This window comes from Kitasatospora sp. MAP5-34 (genome assembly GCF_029894335.1).
Classification (GTDB): Bacteria; Actinomycetota; Actinomycetes; order Streptomycetales; family Streptomycetaceae; genus Kitasatospora.
In genome coordinates, this window is the sequence record NZ_JARXZC010000005.1 from 74,349 (window position 1) to 99,733 (window position 25,385).

25 protein-coding genes and 1 pseudogene are annotated in these 25,385 nt (G+C 71.2%); 14 read left to right on the forward strand and 12 right to left on the reverse strand.

Annotated elements, in window-relative coordinates:
• Positions 1–123: 123 nt before the first annotated feature.
• On the forward strand, positions 124–2,241 hold the full coding sequence (locus P3T29_RS07050; RefSeq protein WP_280715442.1) for an NB-ARC domain-containing protein: 2,118 nt from the start codon (positions 124–126) through the stop codon (positions 2,239–2,241).
• On the opposite strand, the gene P3T29_RS07055 is transcribed toward P3T29_RS07050, so the two are convergent.
• The 4 genes from P3T29_RS07055 to P3T29_RS07070 all read right to left on the reverse strand — a co-directional run bounded on the left by P3T29_RS07055 (position 2,213) and on the right by P3T29_RS07070 (position 5,711).
• Complete coding sequence (locus tag P3T29_RS07055; protein WP_280715443.1) at positions 2,213–3,469, reverse strand: hypothetical protein; 1,257 nt, start codon at positions 3,467–3,469, stop codon at positions 2,213–2,215. The genes P3T29_RS07050 and P3T29_RS07055 overlap by 29 nt on opposite strands.
• Positions 3,390–4,037 (reverse strand): hypothetical protein, encoded by a 648-nt coding sequence (locus P3T29_RS07060; protein WP_280715444.1) that lies wholly within the window; start codon positions 4,035–4,037, stop codon positions 3,390–3,392. The genes P3T29_RS07055 and P3T29_RS07060 overlap by 80 nt, the downstream gene beginning before the upstream one ends.
• Position 4,038: 1 nt before the next feature.
• The gene (locus P3T29_RS07065) at positions 4,039–4,431 is read right to left on the reverse strand and encodes a hypothetical protein (protein WP_280715445.1); all 393 of its coding nucleotides are present in this window, start codon (positions 4,429–4,431) and stop codon (positions 4,039–4,041) included.
• A gap of 65 nt (positions 4,432–4,496) precedes the next feature.
• Positions 4,497–5,711 (reverse strand): amino acid deaminase/aldolase, encoded by a 1,215-nt coding sequence (locus tag P3T29_RS07070; protein ID WP_280715446.1) that lies wholly within the window; start codon positions 5,709–5,711, stop codon positions 4,497–4,499.
• Positions 5,712–5,793: 82 nt separating this feature from the next.
• Between P3T29_RS07070 and P3T29_RS07075 the strand changes: the two genes are divergently transcribed.
• Positions 5,794–6,501, forward strand: a complete 708-nt coding sequence (locus tag P3T29_RS07075) for an SseB family protein (RefSeq protein ID WP_280715447.1) — start codon at positions 5,794–5,796, stop codon at positions 6,499–6,501.
• 66 nt (positions 6,502–6,567) lie between these two features.
• Here the strand turns inward: P3T29_RS07075 and P3T29_RS07080 are convergent, their stop codons facing one another.
• Positions 6,568–6,939 (reverse strand): DUF1844 domain-containing protein, encoded by a 372-nt coding sequence (locus P3T29_RS07080; RefSeq protein ID WP_280715448.1) that lies wholly within the window; start codon positions 6,937–6,939, stop codon positions 6,568–6,570.
• A 516-nt stretch (positions 6,940–7,455) separates the two neighbouring features.
• On the opposite strand from P3T29_RS07080, the pseudogene infC reads away from it, so the two are divergent.
• The 7 genes and pseudogenes from infC to pheT form a co-directional block, all read left to right on the forward strand.
• A pseudogene (gene infC, locus P3T29_RS07085) lies at positions 7,456–7,992 on the forward strand (translation initiation factor IF-3); the annotation flags it as partial.
• Between the two features lie 383 nt (positions 7,993–8,375).
• Positions 8,376–8,570 (forward strand): 50S ribosomal protein L35, encoded by a 195-nt coding sequence (gene rpmI / locus P3T29_RS07090; protein WP_280715449.1) that lies wholly within the window; start codon positions 8,376–8,378, stop codon positions 8,568–8,570.
• Between the two features lie 104 nt (positions 8,571–8,674).
• Positions 8,675–9,067, forward strand: coding sequence for a 50S ribosomal protein L20 (gene rplT, locus P3T29_RS07095; protein ID WP_280715450.1), 393 nt, complete (start codon positions 8,675–8,677; stop codon positions 9,065–9,067).
• Positions 9,068–9,228: 161 nt separating this feature from the next.
• On the forward strand, positions 9,229–10,095 hold the full coding sequence (locus tag P3T29_RS07100) for an RNA methyltransferase (protein WP_280715451.1): 867 nt from the start codon (positions 9,229–9,231) through the stop codon (positions 10,093–10,095).
• Between the two features lie 77 nt (positions 10,096–10,172).
• Positions 10,173–11,348 carry an ATP-binding protein gene (locus tag P3T29_RS07105; protein ID WP_280715452.1) on the forward strand — a complete coding sequence of 392 codons (1,176 nt, stop codon included), beginning with the start codon at positions 10,173–10,175 and terminating at the stop codon, positions 11,346–11,348.
• A 234-nt stretch (positions 11,349–11,582) separates the two neighbouring features.
• Entirely contained in the window at positions 11,583–12,704 is a 1,122-nt protein-coding gene (pheS, locus tag P3T29_RS07110) for a phenylalanine--tRNA ligase subunit alpha (protein ID WP_280715453.1), read from the forward strand.
• Positions 12,704–15,214: a phenylalanine--tRNA ligase subunit beta gene (pheT, locus tag P3T29_RS07115; protein WP_280715454.1), complete on the forward strand. Its 2,511-nt coding sequence runs from the start codon at positions 12,704–12,706 to the stop codon at positions 15,212–15,214. The genes pheS and pheT overlap by 1 nt, the downstream gene beginning before the upstream one ends.
• Before the next feature lie 117 nt (positions 15,215–15,331).
• Here pheT and P3T29_RS07120 read toward each other — a convergent pair whose 3' ends face one another.
• From P3T29_RS07120 to P3T29_RS07130, 3 genes are read right to left on the reverse strand one after another with little or no spacing between them, the layout of a single operon-like run.
• Positions 15,332–16,570 carry a sigma-70 family RNA polymerase sigma factor gene (locus tag P3T29_RS07120; RefSeq protein ID WP_280715455.1) on the reverse strand — a complete coding sequence of 413 codons (1,239 nt, stop codon included), beginning with the start codon at positions 16,568–16,570 and terminating at the stop codon, positions 15,332–15,334.
• 11 nt (positions 16,571–16,581) lie between these two features.
• Positions 16,582–16,926, reverse strand: a complete 345-nt coding sequence (locus P3T29_RS07125; protein WP_280715456.1) for a YciI family protein — start codon at positions 16,924–16,926, stop codon at positions 16,582–16,584.
• A gap of 28 nt (positions 16,927–16,954) precedes the next feature.
• A complete protein-coding gene (locus P3T29_RS07130; RefSeq protein ID WP_280715457.1) occupies positions 16,955–17,539 on the reverse strand; it encodes a dihydrofolate reductase family protein in 585 nt (194 codons plus the stop codon).
• 207 nt (positions 17,540–17,746) lie between these two features.
• Between P3T29_RS07130 and P3T29_RS07135 the strand changes: the two genes are divergently transcribed.
• Positions 17,747–18,292: a GNAT family protein gene (locus P3T29_RS07135; RefSeq protein WP_280715458.1), complete on the forward strand. Its 546-nt coding sequence runs from the start codon at positions 17,747–17,749 to the stop codon at positions 18,290–18,292.
• A 137-nt stretch (positions 18,293–18,429) separates the two neighbouring features.
• A complete protein-coding gene (locus P3T29_RS07140; protein ID WP_280715459.1) occupies positions 18,430–19,266 on the forward strand; it encodes a chitosanase in 837 nt (278 codons plus the stop codon).
• 314 nt (positions 19,267–19,580) lie between these two features.
• Here P3T29_RS07140 and P3T29_RS07145 read toward each other — a convergent pair whose 3' ends face one another.
• Together P3T29_RS07145 and P3T29_RS07150 are read right to left on the reverse strand one after the other, a co-directional pair.
• A complete protein-coding gene (locus tag P3T29_RS07145) occupies positions 19,581–19,787 on the reverse strand; it encodes a hypothetical protein (RefSeq protein WP_280715460.1) in 207 nt (68 codons plus the stop codon).
• Complete coding sequence (locus P3T29_RS07150; RefSeq protein ID WP_280715461.1) at positions 19,784–20,047, reverse strand: hypothetical protein; 264 nt, start codon at positions 20,045–20,047, stop codon at positions 19,784–19,786. Before P3T29_RS07150 ends, P3T29_RS07145 begins: the two co-directional genes overlap by 4 nt.
• Positions 20,048–20,453: 406 nt before the next feature.
• Between P3T29_RS07150 and P3T29_RS07155 the strand changes: the two genes are divergently transcribed.
• Entirely contained in the window at positions 20,454–20,780 is a 327-nt protein-coding gene (locus tag P3T29_RS07155) for an antibiotic biosynthesis monooxygenase (RefSeq protein WP_280715462.1), read from the forward strand.
• Positions 20,777–22,015, forward strand: a complete 1,239-nt coding sequence (locus P3T29_RS07160; protein ID WP_280715463.1) for a helix-turn-helix transcriptional regulator — start codon at positions 20,777–20,779, stop codon at positions 22,013–22,015. Before P3T29_RS07155 ends, P3T29_RS07160 begins: the two co-directional genes overlap by 4 nt.
• Positions 22,016–22,473: 458 nt before the next feature.
• Here P3T29_RS07160 and P3T29_RS07165 read toward each other — a convergent pair whose 3' ends face one another.
• Both P3T29_RS07165 and P3T29_RS07170 read right to left on the reverse strand, forming a co-directional pair.
• On the reverse strand, positions 22,474–23,040 hold the full coding sequence (locus tag P3T29_RS07165) for a hypothetical protein (RefSeq protein WP_280715464.1): 567 nt from the start codon (positions 23,038–23,040) through the stop codon (positions 22,474–22,476).
• A 317-nt stretch (positions 23,041–23,357) separates the two neighbouring features.
• Positions 23,358–24,227 (reverse strand): 3-hydroxybutyryl-CoA dehydrogenase, encoded by an 870-nt coding sequence (locus tag P3T29_RS07170; protein WP_280715465.1) that lies wholly within the window; start codon positions 24,225–24,227, stop codon positions 23,358–23,360.
• 330 nt (positions 24,228–24,557) lie between these two features.
• On the opposite strand from P3T29_RS07170, the gene P3T29_RS07175 reads away from it, so the two are divergent.
• Positions 24,558–25,376, forward strand: coding sequence for an SDR family oxidoreductase (locus P3T29_RS07175; RefSeq protein ID WP_280715466.1), 819 nt, complete (start codon positions 24,558–24,560; stop codon positions 25,374–25,376).
• The last annotated feature ends 9 nt before the right edge of the window (positions 25,377–25,385 follow it).

Sequence of the window (25,385 nt, forward strand, 5' to 3'; positions counted from 1 at the left end):
CGTGCCGCGGGCTGACGCGCCGATATCCCGCTTCCCCCTCCCGGGTCATCGCCCGCCGGTAGGCTCGGCCGAGGGGGAGCAGGGGTCTTCTCCCGGCAGGTAGCGTGAGGAGACCTTGAGCCGATGCCCAGCGTGAGCGGCGGTAACTTCCACGGCACGGCCGTCCTTGCCGAGAGCATCGCCTCGCTGATGGTGCAGAGCCGCGAGACACCCCCGACCATCGTGCCGGGCACCCCGAAGCCACGTCTGCTGCCCGCCGTCGCCGCGCACTTCACCAACCGGGTCCGCGAGCTGGGCGCGCTCACCCGGGCGTGGGAGGAACGGGCGGACTCCCCGGCGCCCAAGGTGATCGCGCTGACCGGCATCGGCGGCATCGGCAAGACCTCCACCGTGCTGCGCTGGCTGGCCGACCTGGTCGGGCAGTTCCCGGACGGCCAGCTCTTCGTCTACCTGCGCGGTGGCTCAGCCGCTTCCGCGACCACGCCGGACGAGGCTCTGGCCGCCCTGCTCGGCCACCTCGGCGTCCACCCCGAGCACGTGCCGCCCACGCTGGAACGCAAGGCGGAGCTGTTCCGCACGCTGACCGCCGAGCGAAGGATCCTGCTGCTGCTGGACGACGCCCTCAACTACGCCCAGCTGCACCACCTGCTGCCCGCCTCGCCGCACTCGCTCACGGTGGTGACGGCCCGTCGGCTGCTGCCCGAGCTGGTCCGCGAGCGCGGTGCCGCCCACGTCCCGCTGGCTCCGCTGGACGAGGCGGCTTCGCTCGCCCTGCTCGCCCGCCTCGCCGGGCCGGAACGGGTGACCGGGCAGCGCGAGGACGCCGAAGTGGTGGCCGCGAGCTGCGGCGGCTCTCCGCTGGCACTGTGCACCGTCGGCTCCCGGCTCGCCGTCCGGAGCCATCTCACGTTGGCCGCCGTGGCTGCGGAGTTCGCGGCGGCGGATGCCACGGCGGACGCGGAGCAGCAGGGCGCGGAGGACCCGGTCCGGCAGAACCTGGACGCCGCCTACCGTGAGCTGAGTCCCGACGCCCAGCGCCTCCACCGCCTGCTGGCCCTGCACCCCGGCCCCGACTGTTCCGTCCCCGTCGCGGCCGCCGCCCTCGGTGAACACCCGGACGCGGCGGGGCTGCTGGCCGAACTCGCCGAGCTCCACCTGGTCGAGGAGACCGCCCTCGGCCGCTACCGCCAGCACGACCAGGTCCGCGCCCACGCCGCCCGGCTGGCCGCCGCCGAGGAGGGTCCGGCCCGCTCCGGCGCGGCCGTGCGGCGCATGATCAGCCGCTATCTCCGGCTGGCCGCAGCGGCCGATCTCGTGGTGATGCCGCTCCGCTGGCGCCTCGGCCCGGTCTACCGCTCGCTCGCCGCCGAGCCGCTGGTACAGGCTGCCGCGTCCGCCGAACAGGCGCTGGCCTTCCTCGAGCGCGAGCGGCCCAACCTGGCCGCCGCCGTCCGGGCCGCCGAGGAGTACGGCTTCAGCGAGTTGGTCTGGCAGCTCTGCGAGGCGCTCTGGAGCCTGTACTTCATGCGCGGCCACCACCAGGAGTGGGCCGAGACCCACCGCCTCGGCGCCCGCGCGGCCCTCGAGTGCGGGGAGGTGAGTGCGGAGGCCCGGATGCGCAACCAGCGCGGTTTCGCGCTGGTCGGCCTCGGCCTGTTCGGTGAGGCGGAGCAGGAGTACCGGGCCGCCGCCCGGCTGGACGCCGAGGCCGGCCACGTCCTCGGCCGGGCCAGCGCGATCGAGTCGCTGGGACTGATGATGCTGCGTCAGCAGCAGTACGACGAAGCCGCCGAGGCGTTCCGCGAGGCCGCCGAGGTACTCACCGGGTCCGGTGACCCGCGAGCCCTCGCGCTGCTGGCCCACCACCTGGGCCGGGCGATGGCGGGCCAGGGCCACTACCCGGCGGCGCTGGCCCAGCTGTCGGCCGCCCGGACCGCCCTCGCCGCCCTGCCGGACCCGTACAACGAGGCGCGGGCGCTGACCAGCATCGCGGAGGCGCACCTCGCGGCCGGCCGCCCGGCCGAGGCCCGGGAGCCGCTGACGGCCGCGCTGGCGATCATGACCGAGCGCGGTGCCAAGACCCAGGAGGCTTACGTGGCCGAGCTGTTGGCCGCCGTGGCGCGGGCCGAGGGCGACCGGACGGCGGAGGCCGACCGGCTGCGCCGGGCGCTCGCCGTCTACGCGGAGACCGGCGCCCCGGCGGCGGTCCTGATCACCGAGCGTCTGGCGGAGCTGGGCTGACGATCCGGGCCCGGTGCAGGGCGTGCCCGGTCCGGACGGTCAGTTCCGGTCCGGGTGGCTGCCCGTCGGCGAGCATCGCGTACAGGGCCGAGACGTACACCGCCGGGTCGGTCCGGTCGCGTCGGCCGTCCTCGCCGGGTAGCGGGGTCAGTTCGAGCGGCTTGCCGCCGTACGGCAGCGCGGTGACCCGGCCGTCCGGGTGGAGCAGGGCGGCCAGCCGGCAGCCCGGGTGGGCCGTGAGGGTCTCGGCGAGCAGTACGGCGGGCGGGTCCGGCTCGGGCTCGCGGTGCAGCAGTACGTCGGCGAGGTCGAGCTTCCCCAGATCCGGTTCGCGGACGTCCACCACCAGGTGGCCCGCCTCCCCGTCGGGGAAGGCCGCCGAGGCGGGCAGCCGGGTCACCGAGACCTCATCGGCGCCGACCCCGGTGGCCACCTGGACCGGGCCGGGCACTACCAGGGTGTCGACGTCGAACGGGCCGTGCGCCAGCGGCTCCAGCAGTGCTGGCTCCGGCGGTTCCGGTAGGCGCAGGTAGCGGTAGAACAGCGACCGCAGCAGGGCGGCCGAACGGCCGGGGTCGGAGGTCACCTCGGCCACCGCCGAGGCGTACGGGGGCGGGCCCGGGTCGGCGAGGGCGGCGGTCAGCTGCGGGCGCAGCGGTCGGGCCGGGTCGAGCCCGGGGGCGGCGGCGCAGAACCGGCCGACGGGGGAGCGCGGATCGAGGTCCGCAAGTGGGGCGGCAGCCAGCAGCACGGGCCGCCCGAGCGCCCCGGCGTAGTACGTCACCGAGCCGTGGTCGCCGATCACGCAGTCGGCGGCGACCACGGCCTGGCGCCAGCCGTCCAGCGGCGGCAGCACCAGCAGACCGGCCCGCCGGGCCCGGTTCAGCCAGCCGCGCACCTGGCCGGGGCCGTGGCCGTGCCAGACGTTCGGGTGGAGGGCGGCCGCGACCCGGTACTCGTCGATCGGGAGCTCCCGCAGCAGGGCGCTGAGCAGCTGGGGGAACAGGTCGTCCCGCTCGTCGCCCGCCAGCGAGCGCGGGCCCCAGGTGGAGGACAGCAGGACGAGGCGCTGACGCTCATTCAGGCCGAAGGCGCGCCGGTGGGCGGCCCGCCGCCGTTCCGCGTCGAGCACCCGGTCGTAGCACGGGTCACCCGCCAGGACGGCCGTCCCGGCGGCCGGCGGGCAGCCGTCGCGCAGGCGGTCGAGCTGCTCGGGGTGGGAGAGCACGGTGGCATCGGCGATCGGCCGGCCTTCGTGCAGCAGCCACTCCTCCGACAGCCCGAAGACCGGAGCCCCCGCCGGCGCAGCACCGCTGCCACTGCCGCCACGGTGTCCGGTGTCCGGTGTCCGGTGTCCGGTGTCCGGTGTCCGGTGTCCGGTGTCCGGTGTCCGGTGTTGCGAGCCTCTTATTGTATCCGGCCCCGTGCGACAACACCACCAACGGCGCCTCCAGCAGCGCGAGTTCACCGCCGTAGCTGGCCGAGACCGCCAGGTCGAAGTGCTCCGCCCGGGCCTGCGCCCAGGGCAGCACCGGCAGCCCCAGTGCGCCGAACAGTTCGGGTATCCCGCCGGCGAACGGTGACGAACCGGTCGAGCTGACGACCACCTGGACCCGGAAGTCGCCGGTCAGCAGCGGCAGTACGTCGAGCAGCCGGGTGGCGGAGGTGACGTTGTGCACCACCAGCAGCACCCGTCGGCAGCGCCCCCTGGTCGCCCAACGGCTCGCCTCCCGCCCGACCGGCACCCGCAGCCACCCCTCCGTCGGTGCGGCTGCGAGCGTCAGCCCGTCCGGCACCTCAGGAGCCCGGATTGATCGTCAGATCCCGGACGGACCCCGTCGCCACTACCGTCCCGTGGAAATTCCCGCCGTTGATGGTGACCGGGGACGAGCCCGGCGCTGTCGCCTTCGGCGCGAACTCCGCCAGCAGCGAACGCAGTTCGGCCGCCGTATCCGGGTCAGCCAGCAGTCGCCGCAGCCGGGGCGCCCACTCGGAGGCGGCCTCCTCCGGGGCGCCGCCCGCGAGCACCTCCCCGCGTACGATCTCCAGTTCCGCCGCCGTGTCCTCCGCCCGCGCGTGCCCGAACAGGGCGGCGAACCGGCCCCTGGCCTGCCCCCAGGCCTCCGTCACCATCAGCCCGACCAGCGTCGTCGCCCCAGATGTCGCCAGCTCCACCAGCTCCGCGTCCATGGCGTCCCCCTTCGTGTCCGACGTACCCAAGTGGCCGTCAGCCTAGGACAGCCGCCGACGCCGTGTCACAAGAACGTCTTCCCCTCACCCCGGTACGTCGGGACGGTCTGCACCACCTGGTCGCCCTCGATCAGGTGCAGCTCGGCGAAGCGTTCGCACAGCTCGCCCGCCTTGGCGTGCCGGAACCAGACCCGGTCGCCGATCAGCAGGTCGTCGGCGGCCGAGCCCAGCAGGGGGGTCTGTACCTCGCCCGCGCCCTCCTGCGGGTCGTACCTGAGCCCGGCCGGCAGGTACGGCACCGGCGAACGGTCCGCCCCCGCCGCGCCCGACGCCGGGTACCCGCCGCCGAGCACCGTGACCACCCCGACCCCCGGCCGGCGGACCACCGGCTGGGCGAACAGCGCGGCCGGACGGCCCTGGAACGAGCGGTAGTTGTCGAACAGGCGCGGGACGTACAGCCCGGACCCGGCCGCCACCTCCGTCACCGCGCGCTCGGCGACGGTCGACTCCACGCTGCCCGTCCCGCCGCCGTTGACGAACTCCAGGTCCGCCACCTGCCGCAGCCGCCGCACCACCGCGGCCCGGCGCTCGGCCAGTTCGGTACGCGCCCTGGCCTGCATCAGCTGGATCATGCGCGAGCGCACCGGACGGCCGGCGATCCGGTCCCCGACACCGGCGACATGCCCCTCGTACGCCATCAGCCCGACCACCCGGAAGCCCGGGCGGCACTGGACCAGCTCGGCGAACGCGCCGAGCGCCTCCGGCGTGCGCAGCGGCGAGCGGCGCGCGCCGACCCGTACGCGCCCGCCGAGCAGGTGCAGCGCGGTGTCCAGTTCCAGGCAGACCCGGACCTCCTCGTCGCCCTCCCGGGCCGCGTCGACCAGGTCCAGCTGCGCCGGGTCGTCGAGCAGCACGGTGACGGCCGCCGCCAGCTTCGGGTCGGCGGTCAGCTCGGCGAAGCCGGCGCGGTCGGCCGAGGGGTAGGCGAGCAGGATGTCGTCGAAGCCCGAGCGGGCCAACCAGATCGACTCGGCGAGAGTGAAACTCATCAGCCCTGAAAAGCCATCGACCGCCAGCACACGCTCCAGCAGCGCCCGGCAGCGCACCGACTTGCTCGCCACCCGGACCGGCTTGCCGGCCGCCCGGCGCACCAGATCGGCCGCGTTGGCGTCGAAGGCGGCCAGATCGACGACGGCCAGCGGCGCGTCGAGATGCGCGGTGGCCCGGTCGTAGCGGGCGCGGTCGGAGGCGGTACCGGGGGAGGCTACGAGGTTGGCCATGCGCGCACGATGCCACACCGCCGTACTCGTGGGTAGGGGTACGGCGCCGCCCGCTGTACGCCAGGTGGCATAGGCTCGCCAGGTGGACCGCAAGAACATCCCGAACCCCGGATTCGCCGCCGACGACGGCACCGCAGACCCGCGCCTGGCGCTGGCCCTGGACGCCTGGTCCAAGGACCGCACGGCCGAGCCCGAGCTACTCGCCGCCCTGACGCCCAGTCGGCTGATGGTCCCGATCGTCGCCCTGCTGGGCGAGGTGGAGACCGACGCGAAGGGGCTCAAGCACGAGAAGACCAGTGACATGGCGGTCCCCGTCATCGAGGCGCCCGACGGTCGCCGCGCGCTGCCCGCCTTCACGTCGCTCGAATCGCTGGCCCGCTGGCGCGCCGACGCCCGCCCCGCCCCGGTCGCCGCCCCGCAGGCGGTGCTGGCCGCCTACGCCGAGCAGGCCGGCTCGCTGCTGATCGACCCGGCGGGCCCGGTCACGTACGAGCTGACGGGCGCCCGGATGCGGGCCGTCGGCGAGAACCGCCCGTACCTCCCGCCGGCCGAGGACCCCGAGGTCCAGGCCGCGGTGGGCGCGCTGCTGGCCGCCGAACCGGCCGTACTCCGCGCCGAGTTCCGCCCGTCCGCCGAGACCGACGGCGTCCTGGCCCTCACCCTGACGGACGGCCTCCCGGAGGACACCGTCCGAGCCCTCGCCCAACGCCTCGCCACCGCCCTGGCGACCGACCCACTCCTCCGGATCCGCCTCACCAACGGCCTCGACCTGGCCTTGATGAAGGGGTGACCCGAGGCTGAAGGCGAAACCCAAGAGGGGCGCGGGGTGGACCCCCGCGCCCCTCTTGGTCGGTCGTCAGCTGTAGACGGGCCCGGTGAACTTCTCGCCCGGCCCGGAGCCGACCGCGTCCGGGATGAGGGAGGCCTCGCGGAAGGCGAGCTGCAGCGACTTCAGGCCGTCCCGCAGGGGCGCCGCGTGGAAGTTGCTGATCTCGGGAGCCCCGGCGGTGACCAGGCCGGCCAGGGCGGTGATCAGCTTGCGGGCCTCATCGAGGTCCTTGTCGGCATCGCCGCCCTCGGCGAGGCCGCACTTGACGGCGGCCGCGCTCATCAGGTGCACCGCGACGGTGGTGATCACCTCGACGGCCGGGACCTCCGCGATGTCACGGGTGAAGTCGTCGAAGCCGAGCTGGCCGTCGTCGCTGGGGTCGGTGGGCTGGGTGCTCAAGATGGCTCACTCCGTCGTGCCGGTGTACGTACACAGGGAGCGTACAAGGGGCCCGGAGTGAGCTGTCCGGCCTCCTGCCGGGAGACCGGCTGTCCACTGTCCTGTCTCCCCGCTTGTCTCCTGCCGGGAGACGAGCTGTCCACTGTCGGATGACAAGACTGGTATGCTTCAGAACTGACCGGCCAGGTACTCGTACGAGTCCCCGGCCAGCAAGTGGAGGCTCCACTCATGGAGGCCCGAGAGGGCAACCGCGAAAGTCTCCCACCCGATCGTGCCTCACGGTCGACGGGTCCCGGTCCGCGAGAGCAGCTCAGGCTGCCGATCGCCAGCAGCGCCCCTCGCAGGGTGCCGCCCCCGGTTGTGTGGAGCCCCGCTTGTACCGAGCGGGGCTTTTTTCGTGTCGCGGTGCAGGTAGCCGAGGCAGCGCAGCACGAATGAAGCCCCGCCCAGTGGTCGCGTCCAGTACCCACGGCCGCCGAACGGCCGTGGCGCAGAAGGTGCAACCAAGGAGGCCCCATCAGCACCGAGCCCCGCATCAACGACCGGATTCGCGTCCCCGAGGTGCGACTCGTCGGTCCCAGCGGCGAGCAGGTCGGCATTGTGCCGCTTGCCAAGGCGCTGGAGCTTGCGCAGGAGTACGACCTCGACCTGGTCGAGGTCGCGGCGACCGCCCGGCCGCCGGTGTGCAAGCTCATGGACTACGGCAAGTTCAAGTACGAGTCGGCCATGAAGGCCCGTGAGGCGCGCAAGAACCAGGCGCACACGGTCATCAAGGAGATGAAGCTCCGGCCGAAGATCGACCCGCACGACTATGACACCAAGAAGGGTCACGTCGTCCGGTTCCTCAAGCAGGGTGACAAGGTCAAGATCACGATCATGTTCCGTGGTCGCGAGCAGTCCCGCCCCGAGCTGGGTTTCCGACTGCTGCAGCGGCTCGCGAACGACGTCCAGGACCTGGGCTTCGTGGAGAGCTCGGCCAAGCAGGACGGCCGTAACATGATCATGGTGCTTGGCCCGCACAAGAAGAAGACCGAGGCCATGGCCGAGGCCCGTGCGATCGCCGACGCCCGCAAGGCCGAGCGTCAGGGCCGTAACGTCGGTCCGGACGACGCTCTGGACGCGGACGACGACGCCGCGCTCGAGGCCGAGAACGCCGCTGCCGAGGCAGAGGCCGACGCCGACGAGACCGATGAGGTCGACGAGGCGGACGAGGTCGAGGCCGCCGAGGTCGAGACCCCTGCCGCCGAGGCCGCCGCCGAGGTCGAGAAGCCGGCCGAGGCCACTCAGGACGCCTGAGCCCGCAAGGCTCGCGCAGTCCGAGTGGATCGGCCACCACGGTGCCGGGGCGTCCTGCCCCGGACACCGGAGATCCATTCCAGCTCCCGCCCACGCGGCAACGCGCGGGCAGGAGCGGACCGACGAGGAGATACGGCGATATGCCGAAGCAGAAGACTCACAGCGGCGCCAGCAAGCGCTTCAAGATCAGCGGTTCCGGCAAGGTGCTGCGCGAGCGGGCCGGCCGTCGCCACCTGCTCGAGCACAAGCCCTCGACGCTGACCCGCAAGCTTGCCGGCACCGTCGTGGTGGCCCCGGCTGACGCGAAGCGGATCAAGAAGCTTCTCGGCAAGTGATCGCCCTCCCGCCGCCCACGGCGGCGGGACAGTTGATCCTTCCCGACCCATTCGAATGACGGACCACGTGAAGTAGTCCGTGGTCCAATCCAAGGAGTAATGAAGTGGCACGCGTCAAGCGGGCAGTAAACGCCCACAAGAAGCGCCGGGTCATCCTCGAGCGAGCGAAGGGTTACCGCGGCCAGCGGTCGCGCCTGTACCGCAAGGCCAAGGAGCAGGTCACCCACTCGCTCGTTTACAACTACAACGACCGCAAGAAGCGCAAGGGCGACTTCCGTCAGCTCTGGATCCAGCGCATCAACGCTGCGGCCCGTGCCAACGGCATCACGTACAACCGCTTCGTGCAGGGCCTGAAGATCGCGAACGTCGAGATCGACCGCAAGATGCTGGCCGACCTCGCCGTCAACGACCCGGGCGTCTTCGCGTCGCTCGTCGAGGTTGCCCAGAAGGCGCTGCCGGCCGACGTCAACGCGCCGAAGGCCGCCGTCGCCGCCTGATTCTCCCTGGAGAACAGGTGCCCAGGCACCCGTAGTTGAGCTGTACTCGGACCCGCAGGCACTCGCGTCTGCGGGTCCGAGTGTTTTCCGGGGCCACCTCCAGCGGAGCCACCTCCACAGCCGAGCCACCTCCACAGCCGTTTCCCACAGAGAACGAGAGCATGCAGAGCACCGACACCCCCCTGCTCACCTCCCTGCGCTCGCCCCGCGTCATCGCCGCCCGCAAGCTGGCCCGGCGTAATCAGCGCAGCAAGGACCGCCGCTTCCTGGCCGAGGGTCCGCAGGCGGTCCGGGAGGCCGTCGCGTACGGGCGGCCTACGGGGTCGGACGAGCATGTGGTGGTCGAGATCTACCTGACCGTCGAGGCCGCCGAGCGGCACGCGGACCTTGTCGACGCGGCGTACGCGGCCGGGCTGCCGGTGCTCACCGCCACCGACGAGGTGATCGCCGAGATCTGCGACACCGTCACCCCGCAGGGCATCGTCGCGCTCTGCCGCTTCCTGGACACCCCGTTCGAGGAGATCCTGGCCGCCCGCCCGCAGCTGGTCGCCGTGCTGGCGGCCGTCCGCGACCCCGGCAACGCCGGGACGGTGCTGCGTACGGCCGACGCGGCCGGTGCCGACGCGGTGATCCTCACCGACGCCTCGGTGGACCCGTACAACCCGAAGGCCGTCCGGGCCTCCGTCGGCAGCCTGTTCCACCTGCCGTTCGCGGTCGGCGTCCCGGTCGAGGAGGCCGTCGGACGGCTCCGCGAGGCCGGCGTACGGGTGCTGGCGGCCGACGGCGCGGGGGAGCGGGATCTGGACCAGGAGCTGGACGAGGGCACCCTGGGCGCGCCCGGGGCCTGGGTCTTCGGCAACGAGGCGTGGGGGCTGCCGGAGGAGACCCGCGCACTCGCCGACGAGGTGGTGCGGGTGCCCATCCACGGCCACGCCGAGAGCCTCAACCTCGCCACGGCCGCCGCCGTCTGCCTCTACGCCTCCGCCCGCGCCCAGCGGTCGCCCGGAGGGTGTCGCGTACAGGGGTAGGGGCGCTAGGGTCGGACGGTGGGGGTACGTGCACGGTGGGTAGCCGGTCAGACGGTGGGTAACAGGGGAGGACGCCCATGCTCGGCAGCGGGTCCGGCAGTGGGTCCGGTGATGGGTCCGGCAGCGGGTCTGACAGCGGGTCCGGCGGTGACGGGGGTGCGGAGCCCGGGTTGAATCCGGACGACCTCCCGGACGGTCTGGTGATCGCCGACCAGTCCGGCCAGGTGGTCTGCTTCAACACGGCCGCCTGCCGGCTCACCGGCATCCGCTCCGGCACGGCGCTCGGCAGCCGGCTGGAGCACGCGCTACCGCTGGAGGACCTGGACGGGCGGCGCTGGTGGCAGCTGACCGACCCGTACGGCGGCCTCGCGACCAGGACCGGCCAACCCGAGCGGAACCTGCTGCTGCCGGGGGGGCGTGAGGTGCTGGTCTCCGCCAAGTACGTGCGTGCGCACGCGCAGGGCCCGGTGAGCCGGGTGGTGATCGCCCTGCGCGGCACCGAGGCCCGGCGCCGCACCGAGCGCAGCCACGCCGAACTGATCGCCACCGTCGCGCACGAGCTGCGCTCGCCGCTCACCAGCGTCAAGGGCTTCACCGCGACCCTGCTGGCCAAGTGGGAGCGGTTCACCGACGGCCAGAAGCGCTGGATGCTGGAGAGCGTCGACGCCGACGCGGACCGCGTCACCCGGCTGATCGCCGAGCTGCTGGACATCTCCCGGATCGACGCCGGCCGGCTGGAGATCCGCAGGCAGGTTGTTGACCTGGCCGCCGCCGTACGTCGGCACGTGGACGGCAAGGTCGCGGCGGGCATCCCCGCCGAGCGCTTCGACATCCGGGTCTCCGAGCCGCTCACCCAGCTCTGGGGCGATCCGGACAAGATCGACCAGGTGCTTGCCAACCTGCTGGAAAACGCGGTGCGGCACGGTGAGGGAACTGTCACCATCGAGGTGGCACCCGCCAAGGAGGTCGTCGAACCGGCCCCCTGGGAGCACACCCACACCCCGCCCCGAGTCCTGGAAGGCACCGCGGTCACCGTGAGCGACGAAGGCACCGGCATCCCCGAGGAGTCGATGCCGCGCGTCTTCACCCGCTTCTGGCGCGGCTCCAAGCGCGGCGGCACGGGCCTGGGCCTCTACATCGTCAAGGGCATCGTCGAGGCCCACGGCGGCACCATCAGGATCAGCCGCGCCCAGAGCGGCGGCGCGAGGTTCCGATTTATCCTGCCTGCGGGCGTCCCTGACTTCATGCTGTGAAACGGGCATGAACGACAAGCACAGCATGCTCTGAGTCCACGAGCACGGGCGTTCTGCAGGCTGCGACTACACTCGACCTTTGGCGTTGTGCGACGCCCTGCGCGGCGATGCCGCGGACGCCCTTCCTCCAGGTACGGAGATCGGTGGTCCGTGCCCTCGCCACGCAGTGCGTAACGCAGAGGCGAGCGAACCCCTTACCTGAGTCACACGAGCAGGAGCACGGGAAAGATAGAGATGTCGGCACCTAATAAGTCTTACGACCCGGTGGAGGTCGAGGCATTGAAGCCCGAAGAGGTCGAGCGAGCCCGGGACGAGGCCGTCGCGGCCTTCGCCGCCGCCGGCACGCTGGACGAGCTCAAGCAGGCCAAGGTTGCCCACACCGGCGACCGCTCGGCACTGTCGCTGGCCAACCGCGAGATCGGCGCGCTGCCCCCGCAGGCCAAGGCGGCGGCGGGCAAGCTGATCGGGCAGGCCCGTGGAGCCGTCAACAAGGCGCTGGCCAAGCGCCAGGTGGAGTTGGAGGCGGAGCGCGACGCCCGCGTGCTGGTCGAGGAGGCGGTGGACGTCACGCTGCCGTACGACCGCACCCCGCGCGGCGCCCGGCACCCGCTGACCACGCTCGCCGAGCGGATCGAGGACACCTTCGTGGCCATGGGCTACGAGGTCGCCGAGGGGCCCGAGGTCGAGGCGGAGTGGCTGAACTTCGACGCCCTCAACCTGGGCGAGGACCACCCGGCCCGCTCGATGCAGGACACCTTCTTCGTGCAGGCCCCGGACGGCTCGGCCGACTCCGGCGTGGTGCTGCGCACCCAGACCTCCCCGGTCCAGGCCCGTACGCTGCTCGACCGCGAGCCCCCCGTGTACGTGGTCTGCCCCGGCCGGGTCTACCGCACCGACGAGCTGGACGCGACGCACACCCCGGTCTTCCGGCAGGTCGAGGGCCTGGCGGTGGACGAGGGCATCACCTTCGCCGACCTCAAGGGCACCATCGAGCTGCTGGTCTCGAAGCTGATCGGTGACGGCTTGGAGCTGCGCTGGCGGCCCTCGTACTTCCCGTTCACCGAGCCGAGCGCCGAGATCGACCTGCAGTGCTTCGTCTGCCGTGGCGAGAGCGTCGGCAACCCGGACCGCCCCTGCCGCACCTGCTCCTCCGAGGGCTGGATCGAGCTCGGTGGCTGCGGCGTGGTCAACCCGCGCGTGCTGGTCGCCTGCGGCGTCGACCCGAGCCGCTACAGCGGGTTCGCCTTCGGCCTGGGCCTGGAGCGAATTCTGATGAACCGCCACAACGTCGCCGACATGCGCGACATGGTCGAGGGTGACGTCCGCTTCACCCTCCCGTTCGGGATGGAGATCTGATGCGCGTCCCGCTTTCCTGGCTGCGTGAGTACGTCGACCTGCCGGCCGGCGAGACCGGTCGCGACGTGGCGGCCCGGCTGGTCCGCGCCGGTCTCGAGGTCGAGACCGTCGAGCAGCTGAACGCCGACCTCAAGGGCCCGCTGGTCGTCGGCCAGGTGCTGTCGATCGAGGAGCTGTCCGGCTTCAAGAAGCCGATCCGGCACTGCTTCGTCAACGTCGGCGACGCCAACGGCACCGGCGAGCCGCAGGAGATCGTCTGCGGCGCGACCAACTTCGCCGTCGGTGACAAGGTCGTCGTGGTCCTCCCGGGCGCCGTCCTGCCCGGCCCGTTCCCGATCGCCGCGCGGCAGACCTACGGCCAGACCTCGGCCGGCATGATCTGCTCCGCCCGCGAACTGGGCATGGGCGACGATCACAACGGCATCATCGTGCTGGAGTCGCACCACGAGCCCGGCACCGACGCGATCGAGCTGCTCCAGCTGGTCGACGAGGTGCTCGACATCGCGGTCACCCCCGACCGTGGTTACTGCCTCTCGATGCGCGGCGTCGCGCGTGAGGCCGCCGCCGCGTACGGGCTGCCGCTGGCCGACCCGGCGCTGCTGGACGTGCCCCCGGCCAACTCGTACGGCTACCCGGTCAAGGTCGCCGATCCGGTCGGTTGCGACCGCTTCGTCGCCCGTACGGTCACCGGTGTGAACCCGGCCGCGCAGTCGCCGATCTGGCTGCAGCGCCGGCTGCAGAAGTCGGGCATCCGCCCGATCTCGCTGACCGTCGACATCACCAACTACGTGATGCTCGAGGTCGGCCAGCCGCTGCACGCGTACGACCGGAACCGGGTCGACGGCCCGATCCAGGTCCGCCGCGCGCAGGACGGCGAGACCATCACCACCCTGGACGGCGTGCAGCGCAAGCTGGCCGCCGAGGACCTGGTGATCTGCGACAACACCGGCCCGATCGGCATCGCCGGTGTGATGGGCGGTGCCTCGACCGAGATCCTCGACGCGGCGGCCGGTCCCGGCACCACCGAGGTGATCATCGAGGCCGCGCACTTCGAAGCCGTCACCGTCGCCCGCGCCGCCAAGCGCCACAAGCTGCCCTCCGAGGCGTCCAAGCGCTTCGAGCGCGGCGTCGACCCGGAGGCGGCCCGCGCCGCCGCCCAGCGCGCGGTGGACCTGCTGGTCCTCATCGCGGGCGGCACCGCCGAGGCCGGGGTCACCGACATCGCGGCCCCGCACCCGCTGCGGACCATCGCGATCGACGCGGACCTCCCCGACCGCGTCGCGGGCACCGAGTACGGCCGCGAGACCGTCACCCGGCGCCTGCAGGAGGTCGGCTGCACCGTCGCGGGCGCCGACATCGCCGGCGCGGACATCCTCCAGGTCACCCCGCCGACCTGGCGGCCCGACCTCACCGACCCGTACGACCTCGCGGAGGAGGTCATCCGCCTGGAGGGGTACGACAACGTCCCCGCCCGGATGCCCACCGTGCCGCCGGGCCGTGGCCTGACGGAGGCCCAGCGCTTCCACCGCCGGACGGGCGTCGCGCTGGCCGGTGCCGGCTACGTCGAGGTGAACAACTACCCGTTCGTCGGCGAGGCCGCGCTCGACGCGCTCGGCTTCGAGAAGGACGACGAGCGCCGCCGCACGGTCAAGCTCGTCAACCCGCTGAGCGACGAGGAGCCCGCGCTGCGCACCACGCTGCTGCCGGGCCTGCTCGGCGCGCTGCGGCGCAACATCGGCCGGGGCAACACCGACCTGGCGATCTTCGAGACCGGCACGGTCTTCCTCCCCAAGGAGGAGCTGAAGGTCGCCCCGCGCCTGCCCGTCGACCGCCGTCCGACGGCGGAGCAGCTGGCTTCGCTGGACGCCGCGCTGCCGGACCAGCCGCGTCGTGTGGCCGTCGCCCTGGCGGGCGAGCGGCTGCCGTCCGGCTGGTGGGGCAAGGGCGCGGGCGCGGGTTGGGCGGACGCCGTCGAGGCGGCCCGTACGGTCGCCCGCGCGGCGGGCGTCGAGCTGACGGTCCGTCAGGTCCAGCGTGCCCCTTGGCACCCGGGCCGCTGCGCCGAACTGCTGGTCGGCGAGCGGGTCGTCGGGTACGCCGGTGAGCTGCACCCGCGCGTCATCAAGGCGCTGCACCTGCCGGAGCGCACCAGCGCGATGGAGCTCGACCTCGACCTGCTGGTCGCCGACGGTACGCAGCGGGTCAGCGGCCCGGCCGTGTCCTCCTACCCGGTGGCCACCCAGGACGTCGCGCTGATCGTCGACTCCGCCGTCCCGGCCGCCGAGGTGGAGGCCGCGCTGCGTGACGGCGCGGGCGAACTCCTGGAGGCCATCCGGCTGTTCGACGTCTTCACCGGCGAGCAGGCGGGCGAGGGCAAGAAGTCGCTGGCGTACACCCTGCGCTTCCGCGCGACGGACCGCACGCTGACGGCCGACGAGGCCTCGGCCGCCCGCGAGACGGCGGTGGCCGCCGCCACTGCCCGTACGGGCGCGGTGCTGCGCGGCGCCTGAGGCGCGCTGTTCTGCTGAAGTACCTGTCTGTGGGGCCCTGTTCCGGATTCGTCCGGGGCGGGGCCCTTCGGCTTCGGTAGACAGCTCCGAGTATTGGACCAGTCTCCCCCTGGGCGGTCACCCAGGTGTTTCGTCGGAGCTGGTTTCGTCGGAACGGGTTTCGCCGAGCTGGTTGCGCCGGGCGATCAGGTAGGCGTGTTCTGTCCGGTTGTCGGTGAGCCGGGCTGCGGCGTCGAAGGCTTGCTGGGCCTCGCCGGTTCGCCCGAGGCGGGCGAGGAGGTCGCCGCGGATTGCGTGGAAGAGGTGGAAGGTTCCGAGGTCCAGGTCGTCCACCAGCCGAAGTGCCGCTGCGGGGCCATCGATCTCGGCGACGGCGACCGCGCGGTTGAGTGTGACCATCGGGCTGGGGTCGAGTCGCGCGAGTTGGTCGTAGAGCGCGAGGATCTGCGTCCAGTCGGTGACCGGGTCGGTGTGCACGGCGTTTATCGCGGCGAGCAACTGGTAGCGGCCGGGCTGGTTTCGGCGCAGGCAGGTGCGGACGATCGCTCTCCCCTGGGCGATCAAGTCGGCGTCCCACCGGGAGCGGTCCTGGTCGGCGAGCCGCACCAGAGCGCCGTCGGCGTCGGTGCGCGCGGGGCGGCGCGCCTCGGTCAGCAGCATCAGCCCGAGCAGTCCCGCCGCCTCCGGCTCGTCGGGCATCAGCTCGACCAGCAGGCGGGCCAGTCGGATCGCTTCGATGCACAGTTCGCCCCGGACGAGTTCTGCGCCGAAGGTGGCGACGTAGCCCTCGTTGAAGATCAGGTAGAGCACCGCGAGGACCGCGTCGAGGCGTTCGGGCAGCTCGGCCTCGTACGGCACCCGGTAGGGGATGCGTGCGTCGCGGATCTTCGCCTTCGCCCGCACGAGCCGCTGGGCCATCGTGGCTTCGGGCACGAGGAAGGCGTGGGCGATCTCGGGTGTGGTGAGCCCGCCGAGCAGGCGCAGGGTGAGCGCCACTTGAGCGGGGCGGGCCAAGGCCGGGTGGCAGCAGGTGAACACGAGCCGCAGACGGTCGTCCGGCACGGCACCCTCGTCGACGGATTCGGCCGGTGTGCTGATGAGTGCGGCCTCGGCGTGCTTGTGCGCGCGGACGGCTTCGCGGCGCAGGTGGTCGATGGCGCGGTTGCGGGCAGCGGTGATGATCCAGCCGGCCGGGCTGGGCGGGGGGCCGTCGACCGGCCACTTGACCAGCGCGGTCGCGAAGGCGTCGGCGACCGCGTCTTCGGCCAGGTCGATGTCGCCGAGCCCGCGCACGAGTACGGCGACGGCTCTGCCGTACTCGGCGCGGAAGACGGCTGCGATCTCCTGCGGCGTCATCGGGGTGGGTCTCAAAAGGGTTCGACGTCCTGGAACGGGCGGACCTCGATCGGCAGCGTCGTGGCGGCTGCCGCCTTGCGGCCCCAGGAGAGCGCCGCGTCCAGGTCGGGCGCGGTGATCACCCAGATACCGCCGATGCACTCCTTGCCCTCGACGTACGGACCGTCGGTGATCAGGCCGTCGGCCCGTACCACGGTGGCGGTGCCGGGCGCGTGCAGGCCGCCGGTGAATACCCACGAGCCGCTCTCGCGCAGTTCCTCGTTCAGCCGGTGCAGGTCGGCCGTGATCCGGGCCAGGGTCTCGGTGTCGGGCGGCGTGCCGTCCGGCTGGTAGATCGAGAGCAGGTACTGCGGCACGGGTCTCTCCCTCATCGGCGGGTGTAGCTCATCGGCGGGTGTAGCGGGCGATGATCACGCCCTTGGGGGTGGTGACGGAGTCGGTGAGCTCGAACTCGGTCAGCGGCGCGGGACCCTCGAAGAGGCGCGTGCCGCTGCCCAGGGTCAGCGGGTGGATCAGCAGCTGGTAGTGGTCGATCAGGCCGGCGGCGTGCAGGGCATGGATCAGCGAGGCACTGCCGATGATCGACAGGTCGTTGCCGGGGGTGCCCTTGAGGTCGGCCACCGTCTCGGCGGCCTCCCCACTCAGCAGGATCGAGTTCTGCCAGGCGTCGGTGTCCTTGAGGGTCCTGGACACGACGTACTTCGTGGCCGCGTTCATGTGCGTGGTGAACGGGTTGCCGTCGGTCGCTCCCGCCCACGCGCCGATGAAGTCCTGCCAGGTCCGGTGGCCGAAGAGCATGTCGCTGGGCTTGGACATGCTCTTGCCCATCTCCTGGCCCATGACCTGGTCGTTGTACTGCCCGCCCCAGCCTCCATGGGTGAATCCACCTCGGGTGTCCTCGTCCGGGCGGCCGAGGCCCTGGACAACTCCATCGAGGGTGACCGACATCGTCGCCGTGATCGACCGCATGATCTGCTCCTTGCCTGTGCGGACCGCTCTTCCGCGGCCCGGCTCACCCTCTACACGAACAGCGCCCGGCGAAATCGACAATTGCCATGGAACCAATGTCCCACCCAAGCCGCCTGGGGTTCGCCCGGCCTCCCTCGGTGATCGACGGGGCAGGGCCTGGTGAACAATCCGATCGACGTGGCATGGCAGCGGTGGGATGCTCGCCCGATGCTGCTAGAGACCGCCCGACTCCGCTTGCGCCGCTTCCAGCCGGAGGACGCGCCCGTTCTTGCCGCATACCGCTCGGATCCGGCGGTCGCCCGCTACCAGGGCTGGACGGCGCCGGTGCCGCCGGAGTCCGCCGCCGCTCTCGTCCGGGAGTTCGCCGATGGTGATCCAGGGCAGCCCGGGTGGTTCCAGTACGCGATCGAGCTGAAGGCCGACGGCTGCCTGGTGGGTGATCTGGGCGTGAATCTCGATGAGAACCGGATGCAGGCCGAGTTGGGGTTCACGCTGGCTGCGGGGCGGCAGGGGTGCGGGTATGCCACCGAGGCGGCGCGCGCCGTGCTGCGGGACCTGTTCGAGCTGCGCGGCCTGCACCGGGTGTCCGCCGAGTGCGACGCCCGCAACGTGGACTCCGTACGGCTCCTGAAGCGGGTGGGTTTCCAGCAGGAGGGGCACCGGCCAGCGAACACCTGGATCAAGGGCGAGTGGACCGATGATCTACTGTTCGGCCTGCTCGCCGAGCGGTGGGGCCAACTCGCTACCCCGTAAGGCTCGCTCGTAACGCTCAACATGCACGGGTCAAGGCTCTTGCGGCGGGAGGGCATGGGCGCTTCAATCAGTTAGGAAGGTTTCCTAACTCCTTTCAAGGGCACCCCCCGTGCCCATGACGGCAGATGGAGCGCCATATGTACTCGCAGACCCGTACCGCACGCCTCGCTCTCGCAGTCGTGCTCGCCGCGATTCCCGCCTCCCTCGCGACGGCCGGTATCGGCCACGCCGCGACCCCCATCGCCGCCGGCATCCGGGCGGGCGTCGGACTCGACGACGCCCACAAGAAGGAGATCGCGATGGAGCTCGTCTCCAGCGCCGAGAACTCCTCGCTCGACTGGAAGGCGCAGTACAAGTACATCGAGGACATCGGTGACGGCCGGGGCTACACCGCCGGCATCATCGGCTTCTGCTCCGGCACCGGCGACATGCTCGACCTCGTCCAGCACTACACGGACCTCAAGCCCGGCAACATCCTCGCCAAGTACCTGCCGGCGCTGCAGAAGGTCAACGGCAGCGCCTCGCACGCCGGCCTCGGCACCCCGTTCGTCAAGGACTGGGCGACCGCCGCCAAGGACACCGTCTTCCAGGCGGCGCAGAACGACGAGCGCGACCGCGTCTACTTCAACCCGTCCGTCAACCAGGCCAAGGCCGACGGCCTGCGCACGCTCGGCCAGTTCATCTACTACGACGCCATCGTGATGCACGGCCCGGGCAACGACCCGACCAGCTTCGGCGGCATCCGCAAGACGGCGATGAAGCACGCCAAGACCCCCGCCCAGGGCGGCAACGAGACCACCTACCTGAACGCCTTCCTGGACGCTCGCAAGGCTGCCATGCTCACCGAGGCCGCCCATGACGACACCAGCCGCGTCGACACCGAGCAGCGCCTCTTCGTGAAGGCCGGGAACCTCGACCTCAACCCGCCGCTCAAGTGGAAGACCTACGGCGACAGTTACAGCATCAACAGCTGAGTCGTCGTCATGATCTGCCGACGGGGTCCCCGGCTCGCCGGGGGCCCCGTCGGGCTTGGCGCCGCTGTTGCCGGTGGCCGGCTGGTGGGGGATCTCGGTCCAGACCGACTCGCTCCTGTAGGTCTTCCGATGTCCGTACCGGTCGCCATGGTTGAGCACGTTCAGGATCGCGATGGTGAGTGCGCTGTCGTTCACGGGCCCGATCGCGACCGTCACCCGGTGACCGTGGCCGGCTGCACGTGTGATCAGGGCCTGGTTCCCGGTCAGCCACTCCAGTGCGGTGGCGATCCGCCGGACCTTGGCCGGTGGCCGCCTCATCCGCGCGACGCCTGCCAGTCGTGGAGCCCGCCCGGAGCGTCGTCCGGCGGAATCAGCTCGCCGACCCGCAGGGCCTGCTCCCGCCCGCCGCGAAGCGGCCGGACGTACACATGACCCTCGCGAAAGTCCATCACCGTGACGGGGTCCCCGGTGGACCGCAGGTACGCGGTCTGCCCCGGCCGGGGCTCCCACCCGCCGCTCACCGAGGAATCTCCACCCGGACAGCGTGCGACCGTCCCGCCATCGCGAACGACAGCACCAGGCACCTGTCCCGCTCCAGGAACGTCCTCACCCGTTCCTCGGCACCGGCCGTGTCGAAGAAGTACCGGTACGCCTCGAACTGCGTCCACCCGAGCGGCAGCACCCGCAGCGACTCCCACAGGGCCGCGACGGCGTCCCCCAGATTCCTGAACTCCGCCGGGGCCATGACGCCTTCGATCTCCACGACGACTCCGCTGGTCATGCCGACACCCCCTCGGCGAGCGCAGCGGCCAAGGCCGCCGGGTACGGGGTGCTCCAGAGCCCGCCAAGGTGCGATGGTGGCTCCTTCGGCCCGCAGCACCAGCAGGCCCGGGCGTGGACCTGTTCCTTCGTCAGCTTCCTGTACTCCACTACACGGCCTCCGCCTCGCACGATCGCCCTTCAGGGGCTTGGAACGGCGTTCGGACTTGGCGGTTTGACCGCCACTCCACGAGATTTCGCTGGTCGGAGACACCACGAAGGGGAGCCCTCCATCTCTGCGACCTTCCGCCGCTTTCGGTAGCCATGAAGCTACTCGCAGTGTTTCTGCGGGTCAAGAAGTTCTGCTAGTCGCAGCTTTTCAGCGAGTCGTGCGACACTGGGTCCCAGCCTGGTAGAGGAGCTTTCTCATGGGATTTGGCCTTGTAGTGCGCTTCACTGCTCACGACGTGGCGTCGGCGCGCGCCTTCGACGAGCTCGCGGAGGAGGTATTGGAGGGCATCCGGGCGCTGGAGCCCGGAACCCTCTTGTACGTCAACCACGCGGTGGTTGATGAGCCGACCGTCCGGGTCTTCTACGAGCTCTATGCAGACCGTGACGCCTTCGAGGTGCACGAGCAGCAGGCGCACGTGCGCCGCTTCCTGGCGGAGCGCGCGCAGTACCTCGAGTCGTTCGAGGTCACCTTCCTCAACGAGCTGGCAGGTAAAGGCACTTCCGCTGACGAAGGGTCCCGATGACCTCGGAGGAGCGGCGTGCCTTCGGAGCCCGGGTCGCACAGCTCCGGAAGCAGCGCGGGATGAAGCAGGACGAGCTGGCCGTAGCCATCAACCGTACGGCGAGCTGGGTCTCGCAGGTGGAGCGCGGTGTTCAACCTGTCGTGCGGCTCGACGTACTCCAGCTCCTGGCTGACGGACTCGGCGTCTCGGTACAAGTACTCCATCCCGACGCTCCGCAGCCCGCGCCGCCTGCCCCTCCGGCAGCGGAAGAACCGAACGATCTGGACGGAACTCGGCTGCTGATCTCGGGGCATCCGGCCTTGGACGTGCTGCTCATTGAGCAATCGGCATCCGAGGCGCCTTCTTTGGCAGAGTTCAGCATCGCCGTTGATGAAGTCTGGGCGCTGACGCACGCTGCTCGGTTCTCCGAGCTCAACACTGCTCTCGGCCGTCTCCTGCCCCGACTTGAGCGGGCAGCACGGACCGCAGCCCTAGGCAGCCGGCCGGCGGTTCAGGTCCTGCTCAGCCAGACCTACCAGGCGCTGGCCGCTGCGTTCGTACGCCAGGACGAAGCCGATGCAGCGTGGGTCGCAGCCGACCGGGCCATCCGGGCTGCCGAACAGTCCGCCCGACCGCTGCTCGTCTTCGCAGGCATCTACCGCCTGGCGCAGGCGTTCCTGCGCCTCAAGCATCTCGACCAGGCCGACCACGTTGCCAGCAGCGCCGTAGCCGTCCTGAAGAAGTACACCTCCACGGGGGAACCTGAGCCGGAAGCAATCTCGGTTCTCGGCTCGCTGCACCTCATACTGGCGTTCGTTGCGGCTCGCGGCGGACAACGGGACCGGGCGCGGGACGAACTGAGCAAGGCGCGCACGGTGGCGGCACAGCTCGGCACGGACCGAAATGACTTCAACCTGGAGTTTGGGCCGACCAACGTTGAGATTCAGGCAGTCTCAACTGCGGTTGATCTGGGCGACGCCGGTGAGGCGCTGGACCTTGGCCAACGCATCGACGCCGGGCGACTCTCGCCGGAGCGCAGGTCACGACTGCTGATGGACCTGGGCAGGGCCCACGCTCAGCGTCGGCATCCGGGGGAAGCTCTGGAGTTCCTGCTGAGAGCAGAAGAGTTGGCACCCGAGACGGTCCGTACTCACGTGGCGGCCCGAGCGGTCATCCGCGAGCTCGCACTCCTTGCCGGCCGCAGTGCGTCACCCGAGCTGCTGGGGCTGGCAGAGCGCGTCGGCGCCCTGGAGTAGTCGCCTCCGGGCTCCAATGGGCGACCCGCTCGAAGAAGCCGACAGCTGGGTTGGCGACACCCACTCCGGAGACGTGGCGATACCCGGTAGATCCAGCAACTCGGCGAGAAGGTCGATCCGAAACGTCGCCAACTCGTGGGCGGCCGGGTCGTGCTGCTGAATCCACCCCCACTGGCCAGAGCGGATCAGCGCGGTGAGCAGTGGAAGACATACGGCGACGGCTACAGCATCAACAGTTGAGGTGCGCTGAACCAGGGCCTGCGGGTCAAGGCGCGCCACCCGCAGGCCCTCGCGTCCTCAGTGCCGTCGGCGACGCCGGTGACGAGAGCGGAGCCGACCGGAACGGAGTTCACCTCGTCAAGGCCCGCAGGGTGTCGGCGGTTGGCCCGGCTTCAATGGACCCCGCCCGGAGGTGTGCGGGGGAGTCGCGGGCCAACTCCGGGTGGGCTGAGGTCGGTTCAGTTCCAGGGGTTGGCCGGCTGGTCGTTGATCGCCACCCAGAATCGTGTGCCGAACGGGATCGCGCCGTTGGCCCAGAACGACCAGCCGCCGGAGTAGGCCAGGCCTGGGCCGTACCAGCCGTCGTGGTGCTCTCCCATTCGCCAGCCGGTGCCGAAGCTCCTCGCGCACAGTGCGTCCGCCGCCGCGCGGCTGGTCAGTGAAGTGCCGCTGACCGACGGGGTCAGCCCCACCCAGCCTTTCGACCAGCCGGCGTAGAAGCCGGGGGTGATGTCGGAGGGTGCCGCACTGCCCGTGATGTCCAGGCACAGGACGGGCAAGGAGGCGGTGGCGGGTGTGTCGCCCTGGTAGCCGTTGGTCTGACTGTCGTAGCTGACGTGGACCTCGCCGTTGGGGCGCTGCTCGGCAGTGCTCCACGTCATCCCGGCGTGGGTGGCTGCGGCGGCGCGCGGGGCGCCTGTGGAGTGGGCGGCGGACGGCTGGGCGTCGGCTGCGGGGATCGTGAAGGGGGTGGCTGTCGCGAGGATGGCGAGGCAGCTGAGGACGATTGACCGGCGTAGCTTCATGATGCTCTCCGTTCGACCCTGTTCGGGTGGCTCAGGGGTGCAGCGCGCGGTCTGCGGCTGTTGATGAGCGAGAGTTCGTTCGGTGCGCCTGCATCGTGCTGTCCCAGTTTGTGTGACCATGAGCGTCGCGGCTAAGGGAGAAAGTGGCCATGCTCTGTCAACTATCGTGGCTTATAAGGGTGTTGACGAACTTTTGGAGTAGTCGCGGGGCGGCGGGCGAATGGCAGCGGCCCGGCCCAGACCTCGCGGTCTGGATCCGGGCCCGCTCCCATTCTGACGTGGCGTCAGATTGCGAGCTGAGACCTGCGCTGCGCTGCTCAGGCGCTCGCGGTGTAGTCGTAGAAGCCACGGCCGGACTTGCGGCCGAGCAGGCCCGCGTCGACCATCCGGGAGAGCAGCGGGGGAGCGGCGAAGAGCGGCTCCTTGTATTCGTCGTACATCGACTCGGCGATCGAGACGATGGTGTCCAGGCCGATCAGGTCGCACAGGCGCAGCGGGCCCATCGGGTGGGCGCAGCCCGCCTCCATGCCCTTGTCGATGTCGGCGGCGGTGGCGACGCCCGACTCGAACATCCGGACCGCCGAGAGCAGGTACGGCACCAGCAGGGCGTTGACCACGAAGCCGGCCCGGTCGCGGGCCCGGATGGGCTCCTTGCCGAGTACCTGGACGGCGAAGGTCTCGGTGCGGGCGGTGGTCTCGGCGGAGGTGGTCAGGGTCGGAACGACCTCGACCAGCTTCTGGACCGGCGCCGGGTTGAAGAAGTGCAGGCCGATGATCTGCTCCGGGCGCGAGGTGGCGGCGGCCAGCTTCACGATCGGGATGGAGGAGGTGTTGGAGGCGAGGATGGCGTCCCGGCGCTTGACCACCTGGTCGAGCGTCTGGAAGATCTTGATCTTGATGTCCTCGCGCTCGGCCACCGCCTCGACCACCAGGTCACGGTCGGCGAAGTCGGCGAGGTCGGTGGTGAACGAGATCCGGCCGAGCGCCTCGTCGCGCTGCTCCTCCGTCAGCTTGCCCCGCCTGACCGCCGTCTCAAGGGAGTTGGTCAGCCTGGTCCGGCCGAGCTCCAGGGCTTCGCCGCTGGCCTCGGAGACCAGGACGTCCAGCCCGGAGCGGGCGAAGACCTCGGCGATGCCCGAACCCATGAGGCCGCAGCCGACTACTCCGACGCGCTCGATGTCAATCACTCGGTTGCCCTTCACGGTGGTGCTGGGCGGTGACCCAGCAGGGTGCTCTGCGGCGGGCGGAAGGCACCGGTCGTGCCTGTGCGTGCCGCCTGCACGACCGTACTACTCCGAGGCGAACGCTGGTTCACTCGGACCACGGATAGGCCGATCGGATGAGATGAGTCACGTCCGCTCCGTGCGGTCCCGGAGAGCCCGCGCCGGAACGCGGACAATCCGGAACGCGGGCAACGCCGTCAACGCGGGCAGCGCGGAAAGCGCGGACAAGGCCGTCAACGCGGAGCAGTCGAGACCGGGAGCAGCCGAGACCGGCAGTCAGGACAGGGAGCGCGGATGCCGACGGAGTCGCTGGTAGGACAGGTCGGGCTGATCACCGGCGCCGGGCGGGGGATCGGCCGGGAGATCGCCATCGGTTTGGCCGCCGAGGGCATGGCGGTCGGCCTGCTCGGCCGCAACCACGGCACCCTCACCGAGACCCTCCGGGAGTGCGCCCGGCGCGGCGCCAGGGGAGTGGCGGTGACCGCCGACGTCACCCGTCCTGGTGCCGTCCGGGAGGCGGTCCGCGCGGTGGAGCGCGACCTCGGACCGGTGGACTTCCTGGTCAACAACGCCGGCCAGGTCGACCAGACGGAGGCCCCGATCTGGGAGGCGGACGCCAACCAGTGGTGGCAGGTGGTGGAGACCAACCTCCGGGGGCCGTTCAACCTGATGCGCAGCGTGCTGCCGGGCATGGTGCAGCGCCGTCGCGGCCGGGTCCTCAACCTGAACTCGGGCTTCGCGTTCCGCCCGGACGGAAACTACACCGCGTACGCGACCTCCAAGGGCGCGCTGCTCCAGCTCTCCGACAACGTCGCCGACTCGCTCGCCGCCCACCACGTGGTGGTGCTCGACATCAGCCCGGGCGCGGTCGCCACCGACATGACCGCCGGGATGCCGATGTTCGCCGGGATGAAGGAGTGGGGCAGCATCCCGTACATGGTCGCCGTCACCGTGGACGCCGCGCGCGGCCGGTTCGACTGCCTGCACGGGCGTTTCATCCACGCCGGCCGGGACAACCTGGAGCAGCTGGTGTCCCAGGCCGACGCGATCCGCGACGCCGACGCGAGGACGCTGCGCCTTCGGCCGTACGGGCCGGACGACCCGCTGACCTGACCGCCCGAG

Bases quoted from the DNA above. Each gene is read 5' to 3' on its own strand.
- P3T29_RS07150 (WP_280715461.1), bottom strand. From the start codon at position 20,047: ATGACCAGCGGAGTCGTCGTGGAGATCGAAGGCGTCATGGCCCCGGCG.
- P3T29_RS07100 (WP_280715451.1), top strand. From the start codon at position 9,229: ATGCAGAGCACCGACACCCCCCTGCTCACCTCCCTGCGCTCGCCCCGC.
- P3T29_RS07065 (WP_280715445.1), bottom strand. From the start codon at position 4,431: ATGGACGCGGAGCTGGTGGAGCTGGCGACATCTGGGGCGACGACGCTG.
- rpmI (WP_280715449.1), top strand. From the start codon at position 8,376: ATGCCGAAGCAGAAGACTCACAGCGGCGCCAGCAAGCGCTTCAAGATC.
- P3T29_RS07050 (WP_280715442.1), top strand. From the start codon at position 124: ATGCCCAGCGTGAGCGGCGGTAACTTCCACGGCACGGCCGTCCTTGCC.
- P3T29_RS07135 (WP_280715458.1), top strand. From the start codon at position 17,747: ATGCTGCTAGAGACCGCCCGACTCCGCTTGCGCCGCTTCCAGCCGGAG.
- P3T29_RS07140 (WP_280715459.1), top strand. From the start codon at position 18,430: ATGTACTCGCAGACCCGTACCGCACGCCTCGCTCTCGCAGTCGTGCTC.
- P3T29_RS07175 (WP_280715466.1), top strand. From the start codon at position 24,558: ATGCCGACGGAGTCGCTGGTAGGACAGGTCGGGCTGATCACCGGCGCC.
- P3T29_RS07105 (WP_280715452.1), top strand. From the start codon at position 10,173: ATGCTCGGCAGCGGGTCCGGCAGTGGGTCCGGTGATGGGTCCGGCAGC.
- P3T29_RS07070 (WP_280715446.1), bottom strand. From the start codon at position 5,711: ATGGCCAACCTCGTAGCCTCCCCCGGTACCGCCTCCGACCGCGCCCGC.
- pheS (WP_280715453.1), top strand. From the start codon at position 11,583: ATGTCGGCACCTAATAAGTCTTACGACCCGGTGGAGGTCGAGGCATTG.
- P3T29_RS07130 (WP_280715457.1), bottom strand. From the start codon at position 17,539: ATGCGGTCGATCACGGCGACGATGTCGGTCACCCTCGATGGAGTTGTC.
- P3T29_RS07160 (WP_280715463.1), top strand. From the start codon at position 20,777: ATGACCTCGGAGGAGCGGCGTGCCTTCGGAGCCCGGGTCGCACAGCTC.
- P3T29_RS07155 (WP_280715462.1), top strand. From the start codon at position 20,454: ATGGGATTTGGCCTTGTAGTGCGCTTCACTGCTCACGACGTGGCGTCG.
- pheT (WP_280715454.1), top strand. From the start codon at position 12,704: ATGCGCGTCCCGCTTTCCTGGCTGCGTGAGTACGTCGACCTGCCGGCC.
- P3T29_RS07120 (WP_280715455.1), bottom strand. From the start codon at position 16,570: ATGACGCCGCAGGAGATCGCAGCCGTCTTCCGCGCCGAGTACGGCAGA.
- P3T29_RS07165 (WP_280715464.1), bottom strand. From the start codon at position 23,040: ATGAAGCTACGCCGGTCAATCGTCCTCAGCTGCCTCGCCATCCTCGCG.